The organism is Anabaena cylindrica UHCC 0172 (assembly GCF_034931625.1).
Lineage (GTDB): Bacteria > Cyanobacteriota > Cyanobacteriia > Cyanobacteriales > Nostocaceae > Anabaena > Anabaena cylindrica_A.
This window is the reverse complement of sequence record NZ_JAYGGY010000046.1, coordinates 1-21,306: the sequence shown is the minus strand read 5'-3', so window position 1 is coordinate 21,306 and position 21,306 is coordinate 1. Positions and strand designations below refer to the sequence as shown.

Genomic DNA, 21,306 nt, shown 5'->3' with positions numbered 1-21,306 from the left:
TATTTTCTCAAATTATTGCCACATCTCATCTTCAACCCCCTTGTCACCCGTTAAGTTTTGGATCAGAATTAATCTAGCATATTAAAACCCTCATTTTAGATGGATTATAGCTGTATTCCACAAGCCCCATGTAAATTCATCCTGACTAAATGTAAAGATTTATATTTTTTTGTGAAAATAAACTATAATATAGTTAATATACAATAAAAAAGATAGCAAGGAATTACTTCATGCCCTATACAAACGAAGAAGGCGGTCTACTCAACAATTTTGCCCGTGAACCTAAAGTTTATCAAGCAGAACCTCCTACACCCACTCAACAGCGCAACTATATTGTTTTAGGACTTGCTGCTGCGCTTTTGGTTGGTGGTGTGATTTTTGTCGCCTTCTCTGTTTCTAACGTTGGTTAATCTCAAAATATTTTAATAAAATTTAATCTTTCAAAAAATCAGGTTCCAATCTCAGGAGGAGCCTGATTTTCTAATTGTTTGCTAAAATCAAAAAGAATAATTAAGTATAATTAGACACTTATTAATCCGTCAAGTTTATAAAAGTCGATTTATCCTGAACAGAAAAACATTTACTTGAAAATCAGAATATAAGATTTTTCAGTTATGTTTATTTGACTGACTTGAGAATGTATACTGTATTTCGGCTGTTGTAGCCACTATGAGCGTGAATGAAACTTTACCTACAGACATTTTTGCTTGGAATCGGCAAGTATATCAACGCCTAAAATTTGCCCTGAGTATTGGTTTACGACGACAGATATTTTTTGCCGTATGTGATGACTTACACTTAAGAAATCAAGTAGCTACTCGGTTACATTCTACCTTGGCTTATCCCGTGGGGCAAGTGCTATATCAGCCAACAGAGACAAGGGGAATCAGTACTCCGGCTTATCCACGGTTAGTTACATTGCGGTTGAATTTAAATGATCCTAATCCCATCGCGCAGATAAATCAATGGTTAGCTAATTATCCGCCACCGATTGTGGGAGAATCAAAAGACACACCTGGTCGTCCCTTACCAATACCGGCATTTCAGATTGTCGGTGTGGAATTGCTCACTAAACAATCAGTAGCGGTACAAAGGTTATTTTTACATTATCTCCGATTAAGCGAACAATATTTTTCTACCCAAGAATCCAGTCCGTTTTTAGAATCTAGCTTGTTGTTTTGGGTTCCGCGTCCTTGGTTATCTGCTATTCAGCAATCAGCACCTAAGTTTTGGCATGGTCGAACTGGTGTGTTTATCTTTACTGGAGAACCGACACCAACAATAGATAATCGGGGTTATTCAGAAAATTTCTCCAGTTTGAGAAGTGTAGATTTAGGAAATCTAGAAAAATCAATTATTGATGAATCAATTGCTTCAGAAGAATTGACAGAAAATCTTATTCAAGAGTTTAATTTTACTGAAGACGATGATTTTTTAGAAGAGAAATCTAAAAATACAGAACAGACATTGTATGGTATATCAACAGAAAAGATTGATATTCCTAAACTCTCATCTTTTTTGCATATTAACGATGAATTAATATCGTTAGTTAAAGAAACACTAAATACGGATATTCCTGAAGATGCAGATGAAAATTTACAACCTCAGCAACTTCTCTGGGAAATTGAAAAATTACAAATCCAGGAAGCTGCTGGTGAAAAAATAGCAGTAGCTTATCATAATTTAGGAAACTTATATCGCCTTCGCATTGAGCAAGGAAAGTCAAGTCTAGAAAATTTAATGGTGGCAATTATTGCCTATCAGGAAGCTGTTAGTTATGACGATAATTCACCGCAACTGCCAGATACTTTAAATGATTTGGGTACGCTTTACTGGATGCTGCACCGCACACCTGGTAATAGTGAGGAAGGAAAAACTTATATAGAACAGGGAATAGAATTTTATCAGCTGGCAATCAAACTAATTACACCTGATAGCCAACCAGATATTTATGCTCGTGTGCAGAATAATTTAGCGACAGCTTACGGTGATTTAGCGCGATTTTCTCACCCTGTGGAAAATTGGCAACAAGCGGTTACAGCTTATGGTGAAGCACTTCTCTACCGAACAGAGGAAATTGATCCTATTAAATATGCTGCTTGTCAGAATAATTTGGGGACTGCTTACTGGCATTTGGGACAACATAGTCAACCGGTGGAACATCTCAAAAAAGCGATCGCAGCTTATAATCTAGCACTGGTGTACTACAAGCCTACCGATGAGCCGCTCAAGTATGGCATGATTCAAAATAATATCGGCACTGCTTATTGGAATTTATCTCAATATGAACAACCATTGGATAACTTACAATTAGCAGTTGATTTATACCGTGAAGCTCTGAAATATCGTACTCCTGCTAATGTTCCTAATGCTTGTGCCGCTACTCGCAATAATCTTGGTACTGCCTATTGGCATATAGCAAATCTCCCACAGGTCACTAAAGACATTCGCCAAAGTTTTTTGAAATTATGCGTCAAGACTTATGAAGAAACTCTGAGTATATCAGATTCTGTAGATCGTAAAAATTTAAGTTTTGATTTATTAGCAACACAAAATAATTTGGGATTAGCTCATTATCAATTAGTTACAGATCCGTCTTTTAATGGTGACAAAAAAATACTTTCTCAGCATTTAGAAGCATCTTTAGAAAATCATGCCCAAGCATTAAGTGCCTTGACTAAAAACACAGAAGCTTATCAAACGACTTTTACTCACATAGTGAAAATAATTCGCACTTTCCATGATCAATTAGGTATCCAAGGACAAAATCTGGCTTTATCTAAGGTTCCGGGTAATTTAATTCCTGAAATTTTACCTAAGTTATAAAAGAACTGATACTCTTTTAGAACCAACAGAATATGGATTAAATGAACCGCGAAGAAGCGAAGGACGCGAAGGAAGAAAGAAGAAGGAAGATAGGTAATCTTATTCTGGGAAGTCCCCAAGTTGATTGGTAGTTATTGGCTAAAGGTGTCACAATCGGTAAAATTACCGCAAGGGGTTTTCAAAGGCTGAAAAAGTCTTCTGTTCCCTGTTCCCTGTTTAATCACTACCCCAGACCTATGAAAGAAACTATCCTAGAGGTTCGCAATCTACAAGTTGAATTTGCTGGTGATGGCAGTAAAGTTAAGGCTGTGGATGGTATCAGCTTTGATTTGCATCGCGGTGAGACTCTAGGAATAGTGGGAGAGTCTGGAAGTGGGAAATCAGTTACAGCTTTGGCTGTGATGGGTTTGTTGCAGTATCCCGGTAGGGTTGGTGGGGGAGAAATCTGGTTTCGTCCCCAGGAAAATGCCCAACCTCTGGATTTATTGGCTTTACCTGCTAAAGAGATGCAGCTGTACCGGGGTGGTGACATTGCGATGATTTTTCAAGAACCGATGAGTTCACTCAATCCGGTTTATGATATTGGGTTTCAGATGACAGAAGCAATTATGCGTCATCAAAATGTGAGTGCAGCTGAGGCGAAGAGAATTGCGATCGCAGGTCTGCAAGAAGTTAAACTTTTACCTAGTGATGAAACAATCCAGCAGCAGTGTCTCGATAGTCAGTCATCTCCACCCGATAGCTTCCAATTAGCGCAGTTGGTGAAAGAACAAAAAGCAGCGATGCTGGAACGCTATCCCCATCAGTTGTCTGGTGGTCAACTGCAACGGGTAATGATTGCAATGGCAATTTCTTGTAACCCATCATTGTTAATTGCTGATGAACCAACTACAGCTTTAGATGTGACGGTACAGGCGACAATTCTGGAGTTGCTGCAAGAATTACAACAAAGTCGCAATATGGCGATGATTTTTATCAGCCATGATTTGGGGTTAATTTCGGAAATCACTGACCAAGTAGCGGTGATGTATAAAGGTAAAATTGTCGAATCCGGTGCGGCAGAACAAATTTTTACTAATCCCCAACATCCTTATACAAAGGGGCTTGTAGCCTGTCGTCCCTCCCTTAACCATCGTCCCCAAAAACTGCTGACTGTTTCTGACTATATGAGTGCAAAGGAGGATGAATTTGGACAGGTGGTCATTTATCCCCAAGAACCAGCACAACCACCAGATATCAGCAGCGAAGAGATTAATATCAGATTAGCTAATTTGTGCGCCCAAGAACCTCTTTTAAAAATTCGCAACCTGAATGTTGGCTTCCCAGTGCGGGGGGTACTTGGTAGAACAAAACCTTACAATATGGCTGTGAATGCCGTTTCTTTTGATGTTTATCCAGGCGAAACTCTGGGATTGGTGGGAGAATCTGGTTGTGGTAAAACTACTTTGGGTAGAAGTTTGCTGAGATTAATCGAACCGATGAGCGGTAAAATTATTTTTGATGGACAAAATATAACTGAACTCAAAGGAGAACCGTTGCAAAAATTGCGACGGGAAATGCAAATAGTTTTCCAAAACCCGTTTAGTTCTCTTAATCCTCGAATGAAGGTTGGTGAAGCGGTGATGGAACCGTTGTTGATTCATTCTGTGGGTAAGTCTAAGTCGCAGCGACGGGAAAGGGCTGTGGAACTGTTAGAACGGGTGGGATTGGGTGCAGATGACATGAAACGCTATCCGCATCAATTTTCTGGTGGTCAACGTCAACGGGTTTGTATTGCCCGATCTTTGGCTTTAAATCCTAAGTTTATTATCTGTGATGAGTCGGTTTCGGCGTTAGATGTGTCGGTACAAGCCCAGGTATTAAATTTGTTAAAAGAATTGCAGCATGATTTTAACTTGACGTATATTTTTATTTCCCATGATTTAAGTGTGGTGAAATTTATGAGCGATCGCATTTTAGTGATGAATCAAGGAAAAATTGTCGAATCAGGTACAGCAGAAAGTCTCTACCGTGAACCAAAAGAAGAATACACACAGAAGTTAATTGCAGCAATTCCCACAGGTAGTCCAGAGAGAATGAGAAGGAAGTAGTTAGGAGTTAGGAGGGGTGCAGGGTGCAGGGGGGAAAGAGAATTCTTGAATTTCTGCACAAACAATTTATATCGCAAGTGATTAGGCAGACATGATATGACTCCTGATTCCTGATCATTTAACATCAGTGTAAAGATAAGCCCTAATATATTGATGATTGCGAATAATTTCCGCAGATTGTTCCGCTGCACTAGCGAAGTCTTGACTATAAACACCGTGACCATCTATTCCATCTAAAGTTATCCAAGCATAAGCTATTTGATAAAGTTCGCTTTTGCCTAATAAATGTTCAATTAGAGGTTGTTGCTCAGGTAGAGTTTTTCTATTTAACAAATTATTTTGATCAGCGAGAATTACCACTTTTTCATCATACAATTTCTGAGCTACTTCAATTTGCATATCTGGATTTCCCAAAATTTCCTCATCAGAAATATTAGGGTCAAATCTATCTCTAGAAATTTGGAAAGCACCATAAAACTTACTATTTGGACGGTGTTCTTGCCAATTACCACCACTGGATTCAGTAGCTGATATAGCAATTAAAAAAGTAGCAACTTCTTGACGAAGAGTACCTTGTTTAACTTTTTCAAGAATTTGTTTAGCAAAATCAATTTTAATCGTACCATCAATAATTACACCAGCTTTTTGAGCTTTTTTAGCAGGGATAATATCTTGAGATAAATTCTGATCAGAATTAGAGTTTATTTTTTTGGATAAGTTTTCCTCACTATCTATATAAGTAACAGGAACTAGTTTTTTATCTACTTTATTCTTCACACTAATTGCTACAACAAAAGCCAGCAATATGCAAATCAATAAACTAAATTTTTGTGTAAAAATAAAATTAATTTTATCACTTTGCAGGTCAAACCAAGTGTTTTTATTAAATAGTAATTTTTTGAATTTCCAACTTCTTTTAGACTGAACTGGTTTAACATCCTTTAGCATTCCTTTTCCTGCTAATTTTTTTAACAGAAATTGTATATCTTCGATGTTAACCTGGTATTTAGCAGCGATGGTTTTTGGTGGTAGTTTACCTAGCTGTAAAAGGAGATTTTTTTGATAAGGGCTAATTTGAAGATAGGCTAAACTATGTGGGTGTTCCATACGCAAGAGCCAATAACCATTTGGGTTCCATATCCACTGCACTGCGGATTTAAGTAGAGGCCAACGGTTAGGTTTTATGGAATGTTCTCGCAGTATATAAGTTCTTTTATTCTCGGTTTTGTGAATTCCTAAAACTCCCAAAGCCACCAATTTTTCTAATAGCTTGATCACAAAATCAGAATGAATTTCTTTCCCAAATTGCTGTTGACACTTTTCCTGTACTTGTCGGACTGTCAATTTTCCATTAAACAGCTTGAGAGCGTAACCTTCCGTTAATGAAAATGGAAACCGTTGTCTGGTTTTAATTCCTTGTAAAAGTATTGGTGAAAAACCGCTTACCCCTTGCTCAGATTCAGGTACAGAAATTATTTTCCAATGAGATAACAGATTTGGACACACTAAACTCTGATCATTACGTGTATTAACAGGTGATAATTTGACTGGGTTCATGTGCTAAAAAGATATCAAGGTTCTGCTGTACCCACATCAAGTTAGTGAATAAGGGTTGTTGTCATATTATACCAGTAAATGTAACCAGGCTTTATAAGTGCCTCGGCAAAATTAATTATACATTTTCCCGAAACATAGAAATCCCTGGAATCTTGTTCTGTTCCCCGTTCCCTTCCCAAAATGTGCAATTTATTTTGCACGACTACTTAAACTTTGCGCGTATTTGCGGTTCATTTAATCATTAATTCTTCAGCCGGGAAGGGAGGATCTAATTTTTTTCTGCTACTCTTAATTTAGCGGAGCGCGATCGCACATTTTGAGAAATTTCTTCTTCACCAGCAATAATTGGCTTTTTTGTCAATACCTTTAATGTGGGCGAATTCCTTAACCCATGCTTGACTAACCTATCTTCCAAGCTGTGAAAGCTAATAATGACAATTCTGCCACCGGGAACCAGCGCTAATGGTGCTTTTGCGATTAAAGTTTCCAGCACCTTTAACTCATCATTAACCGCAATTCGCAAAGCTTGGAAAACGCGGGTAGCGGGGTGGATTCTGCCATGACGGTATTTAGAGGGGACAGAATATGCGATCGCATCAGCCAATTCTGTAGTAGTCTGAAATGGGCGTTTCTCTACAATTCTTCTCGCAATACGTCGAGAAAGTCTCTCCTCTCCATACTGAAAGAAAATATCCGCTAATTCCTTTTCATCCCATTCATTAATAATATCCCCAGCAGTAAGCGACTCTTGCTGGTTCATTCGCATATCCAGATTTGCAGAATTTCTAAAACTAAAACCCCGTTCTGGATTATCCAAATGATAGGAACTCACACCCAAATCAGCTAAAATTCCATGATATGTATTTGCAGGAAATTGATAATTAGCAAAATTGCTATGAATAAAATTAACTCTTTCTCCAAACTCAGCTAAATTAGCTTTTGCAGCATTTAAAGCATCCTCATCTTGGTCAACTGCGGTAACTTTCACATCTTCAGCAGTTTCTAATATTAAGCGACTATGACCACCACCACCAACGGTTAAATCTAAATAATTTCCACCAGGTTGAATTGCTAAACCTGTAATTACTTCGTGACTAAGAACGGGAATATGAGAGAAGGCAGGTTCTTCTAAATCTAAGGATGTTTGTAAATTTGATTTTATCATTAATTTATTGATAATAAAAATTAAGAAGCGAGTTTAGCATTGATAAAACGGAATATTTTTTCTAATTCTAATAAACCAGCTAATTCTGCTTGTTCATCAGGATTAAGTAGATGTTCTCTATTTTTTCTAAGAGGGTGTTTGAAAAGTTGGAAAAGGTATAATTTGTCATTCTGAACGAAACGAAGTGTAGTGAAGAATCCTCCGAGATGCTAGAGCCTCCGGCACGCTAACGCGAACGTTCCGCTTTGCTGCACTCAGCATGACAAGACAGGATCATTTATTTTTTGGCTTACTCTTAGTGATAACGTAAAGCACCGTCTTTAGTTATGAAACTTCCATGAGAAAGCTGTTAAAGGTGTATCAATCCTGTATTTATTCATCCAATGTCTATTTATTATTTTGCTGTTTGATTGCTTGTTTTACCACTTCGATATTTAACTCAAATATCCGAGCAATTTGTTCTACAGTTAGTCCCTCATTTAACAGTTTAGGAATAGTTTCTAACTTTGTTTCTAACTCTACTTTTACCTTCGTGTGTTCCTCAATTTCTTGATAAAATCGAGTTTTTTGCCATTCTGTTAATCCAAACATTGCTTCTAACTCCTGACGGCTATAGGATGAAAATTTGTAAACCAGCATTCTTTCTACTAATTCTAAAAGATTTCGACTCTTGGCCGCATCTGCTTTTTCTACCAGATTAATCAAAGTTTTTGCTTGTTGGATAGCTTCATCTTCAGGGGAAACTACTAATTTAATAATTCCTAAACCAATTGAAGATGATGTATCGGTTATTTCATTTAAGTAAACGACATGAATTAGTCCAGCAGTTAGTAAAGTTTGATATGCTAAGGGTATACCAGGATCAAGATCCCGATTTGCCCACAATACTACAGCTTGCCATGTTCTTTGAGGTTTATTTTGGTTTAAGTAAAGAACTGCTTCTGTAATTAATCGCCAGTATAAATTATCATCGTGCTGAAATTGTACTTCCACAAAATAAATCGGGTCTTGTGGGTACTCTGGTTTGGGTAAAAATAAGCCATCTAGCCGACGGGCTAATTCTTTGATTTCCACATAAGAAAATTCGTAGTGCAAGGCCAGTTCTGGGGACTGTTCTAGCAATTCAAATAACACACTGGGGAGATTTTGGAGTAATGTGTAAAATATCGTGTCTGTCTTCATATCTTGTTGTTGACTATTATTCTAACGGAAAACCGCCATATTTTTCAATTATTTTATCAACATCTCCCATAATCTTAATAGTCTCCGATATGATGGAAATTATATTTTGATAATGACTAATATCATCAAAATTTAATTGTCTCCCTTTTCTATCTTTCAGCCATTTTTGACAAACTTGATAACCACCAATGTAAAAATTCCATATTTGTTGCGGAACTTGATCAAAATATTGTTCAGAATTTATCCAAACTTGTTGATAATTTTCATTGTATTTGACTTGTTCGACAATATTAGAACCAGGGATAGGGTAAGTAGAAAGTTCTGTTCCTGTTTCTTTCATTAAATGATATTTAACTAAATTATCACCTTTGATAACTAACTCCCAAAAAAGTGCAGCATTGGAAGTTAAAGGAACACGAGGGAAATCAATCTTTAAAAATTCAGCGTAGCGTTGACGGTAGTTAGGAGAATGAAATACAGCATAAATATAATTTAAAATATCCTCTGGACCAAAGGTTTTAGTTTTATCTCCTTTTCCATCAAAAATAAATTCTAAGCCTAGTTTTTGGGAAAATTCTGTCATACATTCTGGGGATAAATTAGGACGACGAGTCATCCCCATATCCCTTTCTACTTGAGTTTCAGGATAGATATAAAGAGGAAAACTATTCACGCCACCTCTTCTAAAAATATTAGTGTCAATTACATTTTCAAATGCAATAATTAAAGACCATAATGGATCATTTACAGCAAGTCCCTGACGACCTACACCTAACCCCAAATTTTCGTTATTAATCATGTGACGCATGACACTATATCCTGCGCCACCACGTTTAATTTGAATCAGATTTACTTGATAAAAAAGCCATCTTTTATCAAATGTTCGATAAAGATAGGGAATAATATTATCTTTCCAGTTAACTGATCTAATTTTTGCTCTCTCTCGACTTGTATTCCAATAATCATCATTACTCAATTGATATTTTTCATTAATTTCTTCATTTGAATATTTATTTTGAGCTAAATCATCTATTCTTTTTATTAAATTTGAATAATCAATATCGACTAATAATTTATCTCGATTTGTTTTAACTCCAGTTAGATTGATAGGTAAAACTTCAGTTATTTTCCAGCATTGATCATATTCTGGCAAAAACTTTGTATTTTGAAACTTGAATAAATAAAATGGCGAAAGTGGCTCTAATTGTTTCCAGTTTGTTAAACTAATATCATTCTCAGCTAACCAATGATATTTACCCCCAACCAACTCTTTATTTTCATAAACCTCTCTCACACCCCATAAATCAGCATGATAAACCTTTGCTAATTTTTGCTGACTATTTTCATATTTAATAAAAATACTGATTGCTACACCTTGCTGAATATCAAACACATTTTGATCCGGTGAACCATCAGGACAAACTTCTTTTTTCTTGCTACTACCATGTAAATCTAAAATATAAATCTCATCAAAAGTATGCATCAAACTTTGACGCATACCTCGAAAAGTCGGATTATCTAAATAACCATGATTCGTAATTAAAGCCACAATACCATAACCCGTTTCCGAAACTCGATGTTGAGCAAAGCGAATAAACTTTACATAATCATCTAATAAACCTTGTGAATTGTATTCTTTGAGTGGTTTACCATCAACTTGGTAATAATCTCTTATTAATTTCACAATCCAAGGATCAGTATTTTCTGAAACCGCCGAATAAGGAGGATTTCCTAAAACCACCATGATAGGAACATCTTGTTTTACATCTTTTGCTGCTTCAGCTTCATCTCGAATCCTGTTCATAAAACCATCAGCAGGAGGAATTTGAAATGCTTCTTGCAATGTATTAGTTAAATAAATCCTTAACCGTTCCTCAGAACTAAAATCATAACCCAACTCTTGCAACTGTAACCCTAACTTCATGTGTGCTACAGTATAGGGAGCCATCAACAACTCAAACCCAAATAAACGGGGTAATAAATGCTGACTCACATAACTTGACCACATCCCCTTTTGAGATTTAAAACCATCATAAATATAATCAATCACATTGTGCATAAAAGTTCCTGTACCCACCGCAGGATCGAGAATCAAAACTTGGTGAGTTTCTATAGTTCCCTCACCCTTGGGATTGGGAATTTTAATCTTTTTAGAATCTGCTAAACCCTTACTAATATTAAACTTATTTTTAAGAATATAATCGACACTTTTAACTATATAAGAAACCACAGGTTCAGGAGTATAATATACCCCTCGTGACTCCCGCATTTTTGGGTCATATTCTGCCAAAAACGTTTCATAAAAATGGACAACTGGATCTTCTCTGCGGGTACGTTTACCAAAATCCTTGAGAATTTCTGCCATTTCCGTTTGTTGCAGAAGAGTTGCTAAATTATCCACAGCCCAACTAATTCTATCATCTAAATCAGGACCAGCTATTTGTCCAAAAATACTTCTTAAAAATGGGTTGGTTTTCGGTAATTTAAAAGCTGCTGTTTCCCGTGAAAAAGTATGAGGATTATCAGTATTACACCGCGCTGCAAATAACCCATAACAAATAGTTTGGGCGTACATATCCGCAAACTGTTCAACTGTCAAATCTTTAATTAATACTCTTTGAAATGACTCTAACTGCTGACGTAACATTCCCCCATTATCTACATCATTTAAAGCCGTTTTAATTGCATCTCTCATCAATTGTGCCAAACTAGCCATGCGTTTAGCTAAATCCTTTGGTGTGGTAACTTGGGGAACTTTAGCCAATAAAAATTGCCGTAAAAGTTGGTCAACTGATTCTATTCCTTCCTTATCAACTTTGATTTTTTTGTTTTTATCAATTGTCCCTAAAGAAGCAGACAATCTTAAATCTCCTTGGACATACCAACGAAATTCTAAATAATCAGTTAAAATTAAATTACCCAAAGCCTGAAAATAACGCCCCATTTGTGGAGTTTTTTCCACCTTTTTAAGAGAAACACCAATATCCTTAGCTTCTATATGCCCAACTTCTAAAATGCCATTCCTTACCAAAAAATCCGGCGCACCACAAGCAATTCTTTTCGGTTCATTAATAGCTTGAATACCAGAATCTAAAGACTCCATTAACTTCTTCAAAGCAGGACGATAACTATGTTCAGTAGCATTTTGACCTTGATAAACTTGATTAACTTCCTGAAAATAAACTTGCAAATAATTCATAACTTAATCACACCCTTGAAAAAACTCTGCTTCTCTTACTTTGCGCCTTTGCGCCTTTGCGTGAGATAAAAAATTAACCATAGAATTTTACTTGGATAATTATAAATTAAATCTATCGTGCTACCAGGAAAAAATCAGCAAAATCACCAACCTATTGATACAAATAGAGTTTAGCCAATACTACTCATCAAATATTTGTATCGGCTCCTACCCCCTCAGACACATGAAAAAAAATCTAGAGTCTCAATCCCATGAATCGCAAGCTCCCTATAATAATCTAAGAAGTACAACACGATAAAACATCAAGTACAAGTCCGACCCTGCTATCCTCTCTCCAACATAACCCTGTAGGGACAACACAGAAATTATCTCTACAAGCTGAATTTTGGTAGATATTACAAATCTTGTCTGGTTAGCATCTTGGCGGTTTAATTCACGTCCATAACGGGAGAACAGCAAATCTATGAGTAGAATCGAAACCCGCACTGAACCAATGGTGCTAAATATGGGGCCTCATCATCCCTCAATGCACGGAGTTCTGCGGCTAATTATGACACTGGATGGCGAGGATGTCGTTGACTGTGAACCAGTCATTGGCTACCTACACCGAGGAATGGAGAAAATTGCCGAAAACCGCTCAAACATTATGTATGTCCCCTACGTCAGCCGTTGGGACTACGCTGCGGGGATGTTCAACGAAGCGGTGACAGTTAACGCACCTGAAAAATTAGCGGGTGTCGCAGTTCCCAAACGCGCCAGCTACATTCGCGTGATTATGCTGGAACTAAACCGGATTGCTAACCACTTGCTATGGTTTGGCCCCTTCCTGGCTGATGTTGGCGCACAAACTCCCTTCTTCTATCAATTCCGGGAACGGGAAATGATTTATGATTTGTGGGAAGCCGCCACAGGTTATCGCATGGTAAATAACAACTATTTCCGCGTTGGTGGTGTAGCTGCTGATTTACCCTATGGTTGGGTAGACAAGTGTTTAGACTTCTGCGAGTATTTCATCCCCAAAGTCGATGAGTACGAACGCTTAGTTACCAATAACCCCATTTTCCGCCGTCGTATCGAAGGTATTGGCACAATTACCCGCGAAGAAGCCATTAACTGGGGACTTTCTGGCCCCATGTTACGTGGTTCTGGGGTGAAGTGGGATTTGCGGAAAGTTGATCACTACGAATGTTATGATGACTTCGATTGGGATATTCAGTGGGAAACCGCCGGCGATTGTCTCGCTCGTTACATGGTAAGGATGCGAGAAATGCGCGAATCGGTAAAAATCATTAAACAAGCTATTCAAGGTTTACCTGGAGGCCCCTACGAAAACCTAGAAGCTAAACGCTTAATGGCCGGGAAAAAATCTGAGTGGGATGCTTTTGATTATCAATTCATTGGTAAGAAAGTTTCACCTTCTTTTAAGATTCCCACAGGTGAAATCTATGCCCGTGTAGAAAGTGGCAAAGGTGAACTAGGAATTTACTTAGTAGGTGATAATAATGTTTTCCCCTGGCGGTGGAAAATTCGCCCAGCAGACTTCAATAACTTGCAAATCCTTCCTCATTTGTTGCGTGGGATGAAGGTTGCTGATATTGTGGTCATTCTTGGTAGCATTGACGTAATCATGGGATCTGTAGATAGATAACTGATACCTACAGTCAGCTACACTAATGCACTATTAATCTATTGATTATTATATAGGGATGTACTTAAGTACGTCCCTATACGGTTAAGACCAAAACACAATAGATGCAAATACTTTAATTGATGTGTTAGATAAAAAAATTCCTACTTAAACTTTGTCGCTAAGAGGATGTTTTAAAAGTTTCGGGTGGTGTTTTAGACACTCGATGATCCCCCCTAACCCCCTCCCCGCAAGCGATGAGGGGGCTAAGATGTACCTCATAAGAGCGGAAACCGCTGTATAGCAAGGAACAGAAGAGAAAAATATTCTTCTTTCTTCTTCCTCCTGACTTCTGACTCCTGAATTCTTACGAAAAGACTTTTATAGCTTACGCCACGCTATCAGCAAGCCCTACTTAGTGGATTAATCTGATGTTTATCCACGGGAATACAGTGCTTTGCTATACTAAAAACGGGTTAAAAGTGTCATTCTGAACGAAGTGAAGAATCTCCGAGATACTTCACTGCACTACGTTACGTATGGCTACGCCACGCTACGCGAACAGTATGACATAAGTCCAAATTTCACCCGTTGGCAGTATAATAGGATAGCACACTTCTAGCCAGCGATTGATTTGAACCTCCTAATTCACCAAGTTTTCATAAGTTTCTCCAGTTAATTTTTTGTGGGAAAATAGACAACTCGCGCATCTAAACCTCGCGATTTCAACAAATGAGACAAGCACTCTGCCTTTGCTCTATAGGAAGAGCCACCTGCGTATACATAAGCACCTAGCTTATGATTTGCGATAAATGCGTCAGCAACATATTTTCTGACACTGTTTAACAACTTATCTGAGTTGCCAGGAACAATAACCACGTATGGATGTTCTGGTATTTTGCCAATGACAATAACTTCTCTCTTGCGAAAACTATTGAGAGAGTTGCTAACTTCAGGCAGGCTTTTCGCAATGCAAGAGGGTGGCTGCGTCCAAGCCTGGCACGATAAAGTTTCCCATAAAACAGTTGTGACTATTCCTGTAATCAGATACCTATTCACGTACTCACCAAATTGTTATAGATGTTTTGATAACTAAAGAAGTTATTGAATCCACGGAAGTTTTAAACTCGTTTTAATCGAGTAGAAATTACTGCATTTATAGTAAGCAGCTTTATTTTTTTACCACAATTTTAGTGAACAATGTAAAATTATCGGAATTAGCAGTGCGATGGAGACAGGAGACAGCTATGCTGGAGGCGGAAAGGAAGAGTTAGATTTTCATTTGTTTTGGTATTATGCAGTTGATAATAGTTACCTAATTAAATTAGTTTTGATACAATTAATCTATTAATCCTATAATCGAATAAATCATAGTTAATTTTTGCCGTCCACGTAGATTTAATTGCTCTATTTTTTGGGCATGAAAATGCTTTTTGATAAGATGGAATGTTGTTTCACTGATTAAGATGTTTTGAGGATTATACCAGTCTGTGTTTTTGTTGAGTTGTTCCAAGCGAGATGCAATATTTACAGCATCTCCCAATACGGAATAATTTAATCTTTGAGATCCACCAACGCTGCCAGCAACTATCAGACCTGTATGAATTCCAATGCCGATACTAATAACAGGCTTACCTAGACTTTCTAATTCCTGATTTAATAGTACTAATCTTTTCTGCATAGATATGGCGGCAGAAACAGCATCAATGGCATCTTGTTGAATTTCGTCTGAGCGGGTGTGGGGAAAGGGAATGCCAAAAACAGCCATTACGGCATCACCAATGAATTTATCAACTACTCCATGATGCTCTTGAATGCACTCAGTCATTGCACTCAGGTATAAGTTTAACCAGTCGAGTAACTCGCGTGGTTTCATATCTTCAGAAATTGAGGTAAAACCCCGAATGTCGGTAAATAAAACCGTTGCTACCATTTCTTTAGCTTCTAATTGACCATTTTGAAAAATATCTGCTCGGTTTTGCCAAATTAATGTTGCTGTTTCCTGGGAAACATGACGTGCAAATAAACTCATTAATTGTTGTTTTTCTTTTTGTTCTTGCCATTGCACAGTTAATGCAGCTAAGAAGATTGTGCTAATGGGCGCAGCGATTGGCAACCAGAGGTTGGAGATAGTGAGAGCTAAAACTGATAAACTGAACCAGGCAAAAGGCAGCATCCCTATAACAAGAGCGCGTTTAGGAAATGTTAAAGGGGCTAATATCAGAGTAGAACCGAGTCCAAATCCGAATAATAGTAAGAGTTCCAATTGCCTGGGCAATCTTTGTAGTAGTCGGTTGTTAAGTAGATTATCAATTAAGGCCGCGTGTAGGTAGACACCAGATGTTGGTGGTATTTGATCGAAGGGAGTTTTTAAGGAATCGTTAGCTCCGGTGGCGGTTAATCCGACTAAGATAATTTTGTTTTTGAGTTTGGCTGTATCTACTTTTCTCTGGACGACATCAGCAAAGGAATAGGTTAGGATTCCTTGATCTCGCTGAGTTTGTCCTAACCAGTTAATTAAAACTGATTGTGCTGTTACTCCCAATTGCATGGGTGGTAAGATAATTTGTGGTTTTGTCGGCTTACTGGTGTCTGCTGTAAAGGTCTGTTGCAAGCTATTGTTGTATCCTTTTAACAACATGATGCCGAGGGAGGGAACTTGATTGATGTAGAGGGAGTATTGACGTGTGACTCCATCCAAATCGGCATTGTTGACAATGTGGCCTTTGCTGGTGACGCGATCTAAAATTGGCACTGGACGCAAGGTCTGTTTTTGTAAATTGGGGGCAATTGCTAAGACAACCTGACCATTGATTGCCATTGCTTCGGCTAGTGTGGCATCGTGACTGGTAGGATCTGTGAATAGAATATCAAAGCCGATGACGGCTGGAGGAGAGGCTTCTAGGGTTTCTAATAATTGAGTATAGCGATCGCGTGATAATGGAAACTGCCCATACTGGCGTAATGTCGCATCATCTATCCCAATCACGGCAATCCGTGAATCCCAACTGGGATGAGGTAAATAGTTGCGTGTGCGAAACAATAAATTAAATCCTAGTAATTCTAAACTAGTCCAAGTTCCTATCTGCCATAATCCAATTGAGACAAGAGCAGTCAATGTATAAGGATTCAGTAAATGTTTTTTATTTAAAGAATGTCGTAGGTATTTCCGAACATCTCGCATAAAATTAGCTATCTTCTTCCTTCTTTCCTATCTTCGCGTCCTTTGCGTTTTTGCGATACCCTGCGGGAAGTCCCTCCACATCTACATTTAATCGGTATTCTTCTGGTAGCACGGGAGTAAACCGACTAAAACCTAAAATAACTTATTTATTCCTACCCAAATCAGATACTGTGAATCTACGCCAATTAATTCCAATTTTTGATAGTTCCGTTGCTACTTGGGCCATAGAGGCACGGTTATTACGCTGGTTAACGATGATTTGGTTGTTTTGCGGCTTAATCGTCCTCTTTTCAGCATCTTATCCCGTAGCTGATGAACGACATGGTGACGGGATGTACTATTTTAAGCGTCAAATCATTTGGGTATTAGTTTCACTCATAATATTCAACGTTATTGTTAATCTCCCCTTACGGAAAATTTTGGGGGTATCTCATTGGTTTTTGTTACTGTTTTTAGGGTTAATTTTCGTCACTTTGATTCCCGGATTAGGTAAAAAGGCATTTGACGCAGCCAGATGGATAGCAGTGGGACCAATCCCCATTCAACCATCAGAATTAATTAAACCCTTTTTAGTCCTGCAAAGTGCGAGGCTTTTTGGTAATTGGGAAAAATTAAGTTGGGGAATTAGACTCTCTTGGATAGGGATATTTTGTCTTGTACTATTAGGAATCCTTGCCCAACCTAATTTAAGTACAACAGCACTGTGCGGTATGACAATTTGGTTAATTGCCCTAGCTGCTGGATTACCATACAAATATTTAGGAGGAACAGCTCTCGGTGGAGTAATACTAGCATTATTAAGTATCAGTATCAAAGAATATCAACGCAGACGGGTGATGTCTTTTCTCAATCCTTGGGCTGATGCGACAGGAGATGGTTATCAATTAGTGCAGAGTCTGTTAGCAGTGGGTTCCGGTCAAACTTGGGGAGTTGGATTTGGACTTTCTCAACAAAAGCTGTTTTATTTACCAATTCAAGACACTGATTTTATATTTGCAATATTTGCTGAGGAATTTGGCTTTGTTGGTAGTATGTTGCTTTTATTACTTTTAGCTATATTCGCTACTTTGGGACTGATTGTAGCATTCAAGGCCAAAAATACTATTCATCGACTAGTGGCAATTGGCATTACCGTGGTTTTGATTGGACAATCATTACTGCACATTGGTGTAGCTACAGGTGCGCTACCAACTACTGGTTTGCCTTTACCCATGTTTAGTTATGGTGGTAATTCGATGATTGCCAGTTTGGTGGCTGCCGCGTTGCTGATTAGAGTAGCCAGAGAGAGTAGTGAGGCGGAAGTAGTGCCGTTGCGAACAACACAGTCTGATAATGGACGTAAAAGAAGGATATTTTAGATTACAGCAGGATTTAGGAGTCAGAAGTCAGGAGTCAGGAGTTCAGGAGTTCAGGAGTTCAGGAGTTCAGGATTTAGGATTCAGGAGTCAGGAGTCAGGAGTCAGGAGTCAGGAGTTCAGGAGTTCAGGAGTTCAGGAGTTTAGGAGTTCAGGAGTTTAGGAGTTCAGGAGTTCAGGATTTAGGAGTCAGGAGTCAGGAGTTAGGAGTTCAGGAGTTTAGGAGTTCAGGAGTTCAGGAGTCAGGAGTTTAGGAGTCAGGATTCAGGAGTCAGGAGTCAGGAGTTCAGGAGTCAGGAGTTCAGGAGTCAGGATTCAGAAGTAAAAATGGCTTGGTGTCTGGCTTTGAATTTAGATTCTGTACCTTATTTATCTGCAATCCGCTGTAAGTCTAAAGTTTTTATAAAAAAATCAGCAAAAGCACAACAAGATGAGATACATGGAGACAGATATCAAATCATGCGATACCTGCGGCAATCGATCACTCTTAGCGTCTCGTAGAAAAACTATCGCGCTTTTGCAAACCTAAATTAATGTCATGCCTACAATTTCCACAATTAATAGAATGACATATGCTCAAGTCCCCAGACTCGATCATTGTAGTCAACAAACCCTACTTACATACTTTGAGGATTCTTGGGAAATTGAAGAAAAACTCCTACAAAGTTTAGTTGATCCCCAAACTTTCTATCTGAATCCTGACCCTTTAAGAAATTGTCTCATTTTTTATCTCGGTCACTCTGCCGTTTTTTATATCAACAAGTTAATTCAGGTTGGTTTAATAGAAAATCGCATTCATCCACAATACGAAACCCTATTTGAAATTGGAGTTGATCCTGAAACTCCGACAGAGTTAGATGCAGCTATAAAAGGGATTTGCTGGCCTGATGTGGAAAAAGTTTGGCAATATCGAGACAAAGCTAGAGAAGAAATTACAAAGGTAATCCAAACCACTCCCATACATCTGCCGATTCATCAACAGCATCCCCTCTGGGCTTTATTAATGGGGATAGAACACAGCCGCATTCACTTTGAAACCTCTTCCATGTTGCTGCGTCAATTGCCGGTAGAAAGCCTGAAACGCCCCCAAGGATGGAATTATGCATTTAGTAATAGTGATATTATTCCTAACAATGAAATGCGGGAAATTCCTGGTGGTGTGGTGCAATTGGGCAAACCCGATCATGATCTAACTTACGGTTGGGATAGTGAATATGGACATCTCGAAGTAGAGGTTAAACCGTTTTTAGCTAGTCAATATCTGGTGACAAACAGGGAATTTCTAGAGTTTGTGCAAGCAGGTGGTTACAATAATCGAGATTACTGGAATCCTGAATCTTGGCAATGGCAGCAACTTTATCAAGTCCAACATCCTAAATTTTGGCTACCCACAGCAGATGGCTACCGCTATCGAGCGATATTCGATGAAATGGACTTACCCCTTGACTGGCCTGTGGAAGTTAACCACTATGAAGCGATCGCATTTTGTCGCTGGAAAGGCTCAAACATACGTTTGATGAGCGAAGCAGAATGGACTCAAGCCTTGCTAATATCCGCAGGTAGCTGTTCATCAACTAACTATAATCTCAACTTACAATTTATTTCCCCCAGTCCAGTGGGAATGTTCAAACCAACCAACAGCGCATCTGGTCTTTCTGACTTACGAGGAAACGTCTGGGAATGGTTAGGAAACACATTTTACCCCCTACCAGGATTTAAAACTCATCCCCTTTACGAAGACCAATCTGCACCATTTTTTGATGGTAAACATCAAATGATGATCGGTGGTTCTTGGGCTACTAACGGTTCAATGGCATTACCATCTTATCGGAATTGGTTTCGTCCTTATTTTCATCAGCACGTCGGTTTTAGAATTGCTGAAAGTTTTGATTAAATACTAAATACTTGCTCAATTTTCATTCATTCTAGGAACAATCAAAACCATGAATTTATCTTCTTTCATTCAGAATTATTAAAAGGATTTCAAAAATGATTGCTCAACCTTTAACAGTCTTAGATCACCATTATCAAGAATTAAGTGATGATGGAAAAGATGTAATTAAGGGATTAAGTCAAACTCCAAAGACTTTATCTCCTAAGTATTTTTATGATGATCCTGGTTCTCTATTATTTGAAAAAATTTGTGAATTACCTGAATATTATCCGACTCGTACAGAAGCATGGATTTTAAATCAATATGCTGATGAAATTGCGGCAATTACAAATTGTTGTGAGTTGATAGAGTTAGGTAGTGGTAGTTCTACCAAAACTCAAGCTTTGTTAGATGCTTATCAAAAAAATGCTGATTCTTGTAGATATCTTCCTATTGATGTGAGTGGGGGAATTCTCAAAACTAGTGTTTTACAGTTACAAGAAAAATATCCTGATATTGCGATTCATGGTTTATTGGGAACTTATGAACAAGCATTAGTTCATTTGGAATCTAATTATTTACAGTCAAGAATGTTGTTTTTCTTGGGAAGTTCTCTAGGAAATTTTAACTCAGAAGAATGTGATGGTTTTTTAAGTCAAATTTCTCGCACTTTACAAATTGGAGATTATTTTTTATTGGGTATTGATTTACAAAAACCCAAGGATATTTTAGAAGCTGCTTATAACGATAGTCAAGAAGTAACTGCTGCTTTTAATTTGAATATGCTTTCTCATTTGAATTGGCGGTTTCAAGGTGATTTTGATATCAGTTTGTTTAAACATCAAGCAATTTATAATCAGGTTGATAATCAAATTGAAATGTATTTACATTGTCAAAAAAGTCATTGGGTATCTTTAGAACTTTTGGATTTAAAGGTTTATTTTCAAGCTGGAGAAAGCATACTTACAGAAATTTCTCGCAAGTTTGATTTAGAAATTATGCAAAAACAACTTGAAATTCAAGGACTGAAAACTGTAAAAATATGGACAGATGAAAAACAGTGGTTTGGATTGATTCTTTGTCAAGTTACATGAATTATTGATGAGACGTTTTAGAGGATCTTTGAAAAGTGGTTGCTGATGTATTAAAAACTTTAAATCCTCCTAAATTCTCTTTAAAAAGGAGGACTCTGACTCAATACTTGTCGGTTAAGGAAATGTAGGTTGGGTTGAGCGACAGCGAAACCCA

Annotated in this window: 12 protein-coding genes; 7 read left to right on the top strand and 5 right to left on the bottom strand. The window is 37.9% G+C overall.

Going from position 1 to position 21,306, the window contains the following annotated elements; genetic code table 11:
• The first annotated feature begins 230 nt into the window (after positions 1-230).
• The 3 genes from psb34 (at position 231) to VB713_RS12200 (ending at position 4,916) form a co-directional block, all read left to right on the top strand.
• Complete coding sequence (gene psb34 / locus VB713_RS12210) at positions 231-410, top strand: photosystem II assembly protein Psb34 (protein ID WP_323311822.1); 180 nt, start codon at positions 231-233, stop codon at positions 408-410.
• A 259-nt stretch (positions 411-669) separates the two neighbouring features.
• A complete protein-coding gene (locus tag VB713_RS12205) occupies positions 670-2,826 on the top strand; it encodes a tetratricopeptide repeat protein (protein WP_323311821.1) in 2,157 nt (718 codons plus the stop codon).
• 236 nt (positions 2,827-3,062) lie between these two features.
• Positions 3,063-4,916 carry an ABC transporter ATP-binding protein gene (locus VB713_RS12200; protein WP_323311820.1) on the top strand — a complete coding sequence of 618 codons (1,854 nt, stop codon included), beginning with the start codon at positions 3,063-3,065 and terminating at the stop codon, positions 4,914-4,916.
• Between the two features lie 114 nt (positions 4,917-5,030).
• Here the strand turns inward: VB713_RS12200 and VB713_RS12195 are convergent, their stop codons facing one another.
• The 4 genes from VB713_RS12195 to VB713_RS12180 form a co-directional block, all read right to left on the bottom strand.
• Positions 5,031-6,473 (bottom strand): hypothetical protein, encoded by a 1,443-nt coding sequence (locus VB713_RS12195; protein WP_323311819.1) that lies wholly within the window; start codon positions 6,471-6,473, stop codon positions 5,031-5,033.
• A 268-nt stretch (positions 6,474-6,741) separates the two neighbouring features.
• Entirely contained in the window at positions 6,742-7,638 is an 897-nt protein-coding gene (gene rsmH / locus VB713_RS12190) for a 16S rRNA (cytosine(1402)-N(4))-methyltransferase RsmH (protein WP_323311818.1), read from the bottom strand.
• A gap of 387 nt (positions 7,639-8,025) precedes the next feature.
• Entirely contained in the window at positions 8,026-8,820 is a 795-nt protein-coding gene (locus VB713_RS12185) for an Rpn family recombination-promoting nuclease/putative transposase (protein ID WP_323311817.1), read from the bottom strand.
• 16 nt (positions 8,821-8,836) lie between these two features.
• Complete coding sequence (locus VB713_RS12180) at positions 8,837-12,019, bottom strand: type ISP restriction/modification enzyme (RefSeq protein WP_323311816.1); 3,183 nt, start codon at positions 12,017-12,019, stop codon at positions 8,837-8,839.
• Between the two features lie 463 nt (positions 12,020-12,482).
• On the opposite strand from VB713_RS12180, the gene VB713_RS12175 reads away from it, so the two are divergent.
• Positions 12,483-13,667, top strand: a complete 1,185-nt coding sequence (locus VB713_RS12175; RefSeq protein ID WP_323311815.1) for an NAD(P)H-quinone oxidoreductase subunit H — start codon at positions 12,483-12,485, stop codon at positions 13,665-13,667.
• 1,318 nt (positions 13,668-14,985) lie between these two features.
• Here the strand turns inward: VB713_RS12175 and VB713_RS12170 are convergent.
• Complete coding sequence (locus VB713_RS12170; RefSeq protein WP_323311814.1) at positions 14,986-16,830, bottom strand: adenylate/guanylate cyclase domain-containing protein; 1,845 nt, start codon at positions 16,828-16,830, stop codon at positions 14,986-14,988.
• Between the two features lie 170 nt (positions 16,831-17,000).
• Here VB713_RS12170 and VB713_RS12165 point away from each other — a divergent pair, with 170 nt between their 5' ends.
• The 3 genes from VB713_RS12165 to egtD all read left to right on the top strand — a co-directional run bounded on the left by VB713_RS12165 (position 17,001) and on the right by egtD (position 21,152).
• Positions 17,001-18,188 carry an FtsW/RodA/SpoVE family cell cycle protein gene (locus VB713_RS12165; protein WP_323311813.1) on the top strand — a complete coding sequence of 396 codons (1,188 nt, stop codon included), beginning with the start codon at positions 17,001-17,003 and terminating at the stop codon, positions 18,186-18,188.
• Between the two features lie 535 nt (positions 18,189-18,723).
• Positions 18,724-20,079, top strand: a complete 1,356-nt coding sequence (gene ovoA, locus VB713_RS12160) for a 5-histidylcysteine sulfoxide synthase (protein ID WP_323311812.1) — start codon at positions 18,724-18,726, stop codon at positions 20,077-20,079.
• A 95-nt stretch (positions 20,080-20,174) separates the two neighbouring features.
• Complete coding sequence (egtD, locus tag VB713_RS12155) at positions 20,175-21,152, top strand: L-histidine N(alpha)-methyltransferase (RefSeq protein WP_323311811.1); 978 nt, start codon at positions 20,175-20,177, stop codon at positions 21,150-21,152.
• Positions 21,153-21,306 lie beyond the last annotated feature (154 nt).

Coding starts and splice junctions, on each gene's coding strand:
- psb34 (WP_323311822.1), top strand. CDS start 231: ATGCCCTATACAAACGAAGAAGGCGGTCTACTCAACAATTTTGCCCGT.
- VB713_RS12205 (WP_323311821.1), top strand. CDS start 670: ATGAGCGTGAATGAAACTTTACCTACAGACATTTTTGCTTGGAATCGG.
- VB713_RS12200 (WP_323311820.1), top strand. CDS start 3,063: ATGAAAGAAACTATCCTAGAGGTTCGCAATCTACAAGTTGAATTTGCT.
- VB713_RS12195 (WP_323311819.1), bottom strand. CDS start 6,473: ATGAACCCAGTCAAATTATCACCTGTTAATACACGTAATGATCAGAGT.
- rsmH (WP_323311818.1), bottom strand. CDS start 7,638: ATGATAAAATCAAATTTACAAACATCCTTAGATTTAGAAGAACCTGCC.
- VB713_RS12185 (WP_323311817.1), bottom strand. CDS start 8,820: ATGAAGACAGACACGATATTTTACACATTACTCCAAAATCTCCCCAGT.
- VB713_RS12180 (WP_323311816.1), bottom strand. CDS start 12,019: ATGAATTATTTGCAAGTTTATTTTCAGGAAGTTAATCAAGTTTATCAA.
- VB713_RS12175 (WP_323311815.1), top strand. CDS start 12,483: ATGAGTAGAATCGAAACCCGCACTGAACCAATGGTGCTAAATATGGGG.
- VB713_RS12170 (WP_323311814.1), bottom strand. CDS start 16,830: ATGCGAGATGTTCGGAAATACCTACGACATTCTTTAAATAAAAAACAT.
- ovoA (WP_323311812.1), top strand. CDS start 18,724: ATGCCTACAATTTCCACAATTAATAGAATGACATATGCTCAAGTCCCC.
- egtD (WP_323311811.1), top strand. CDS start 20,175: ATGATTGCTCAACCTTTAACAGTCTTAGATCACCATTATCAAGAATTA.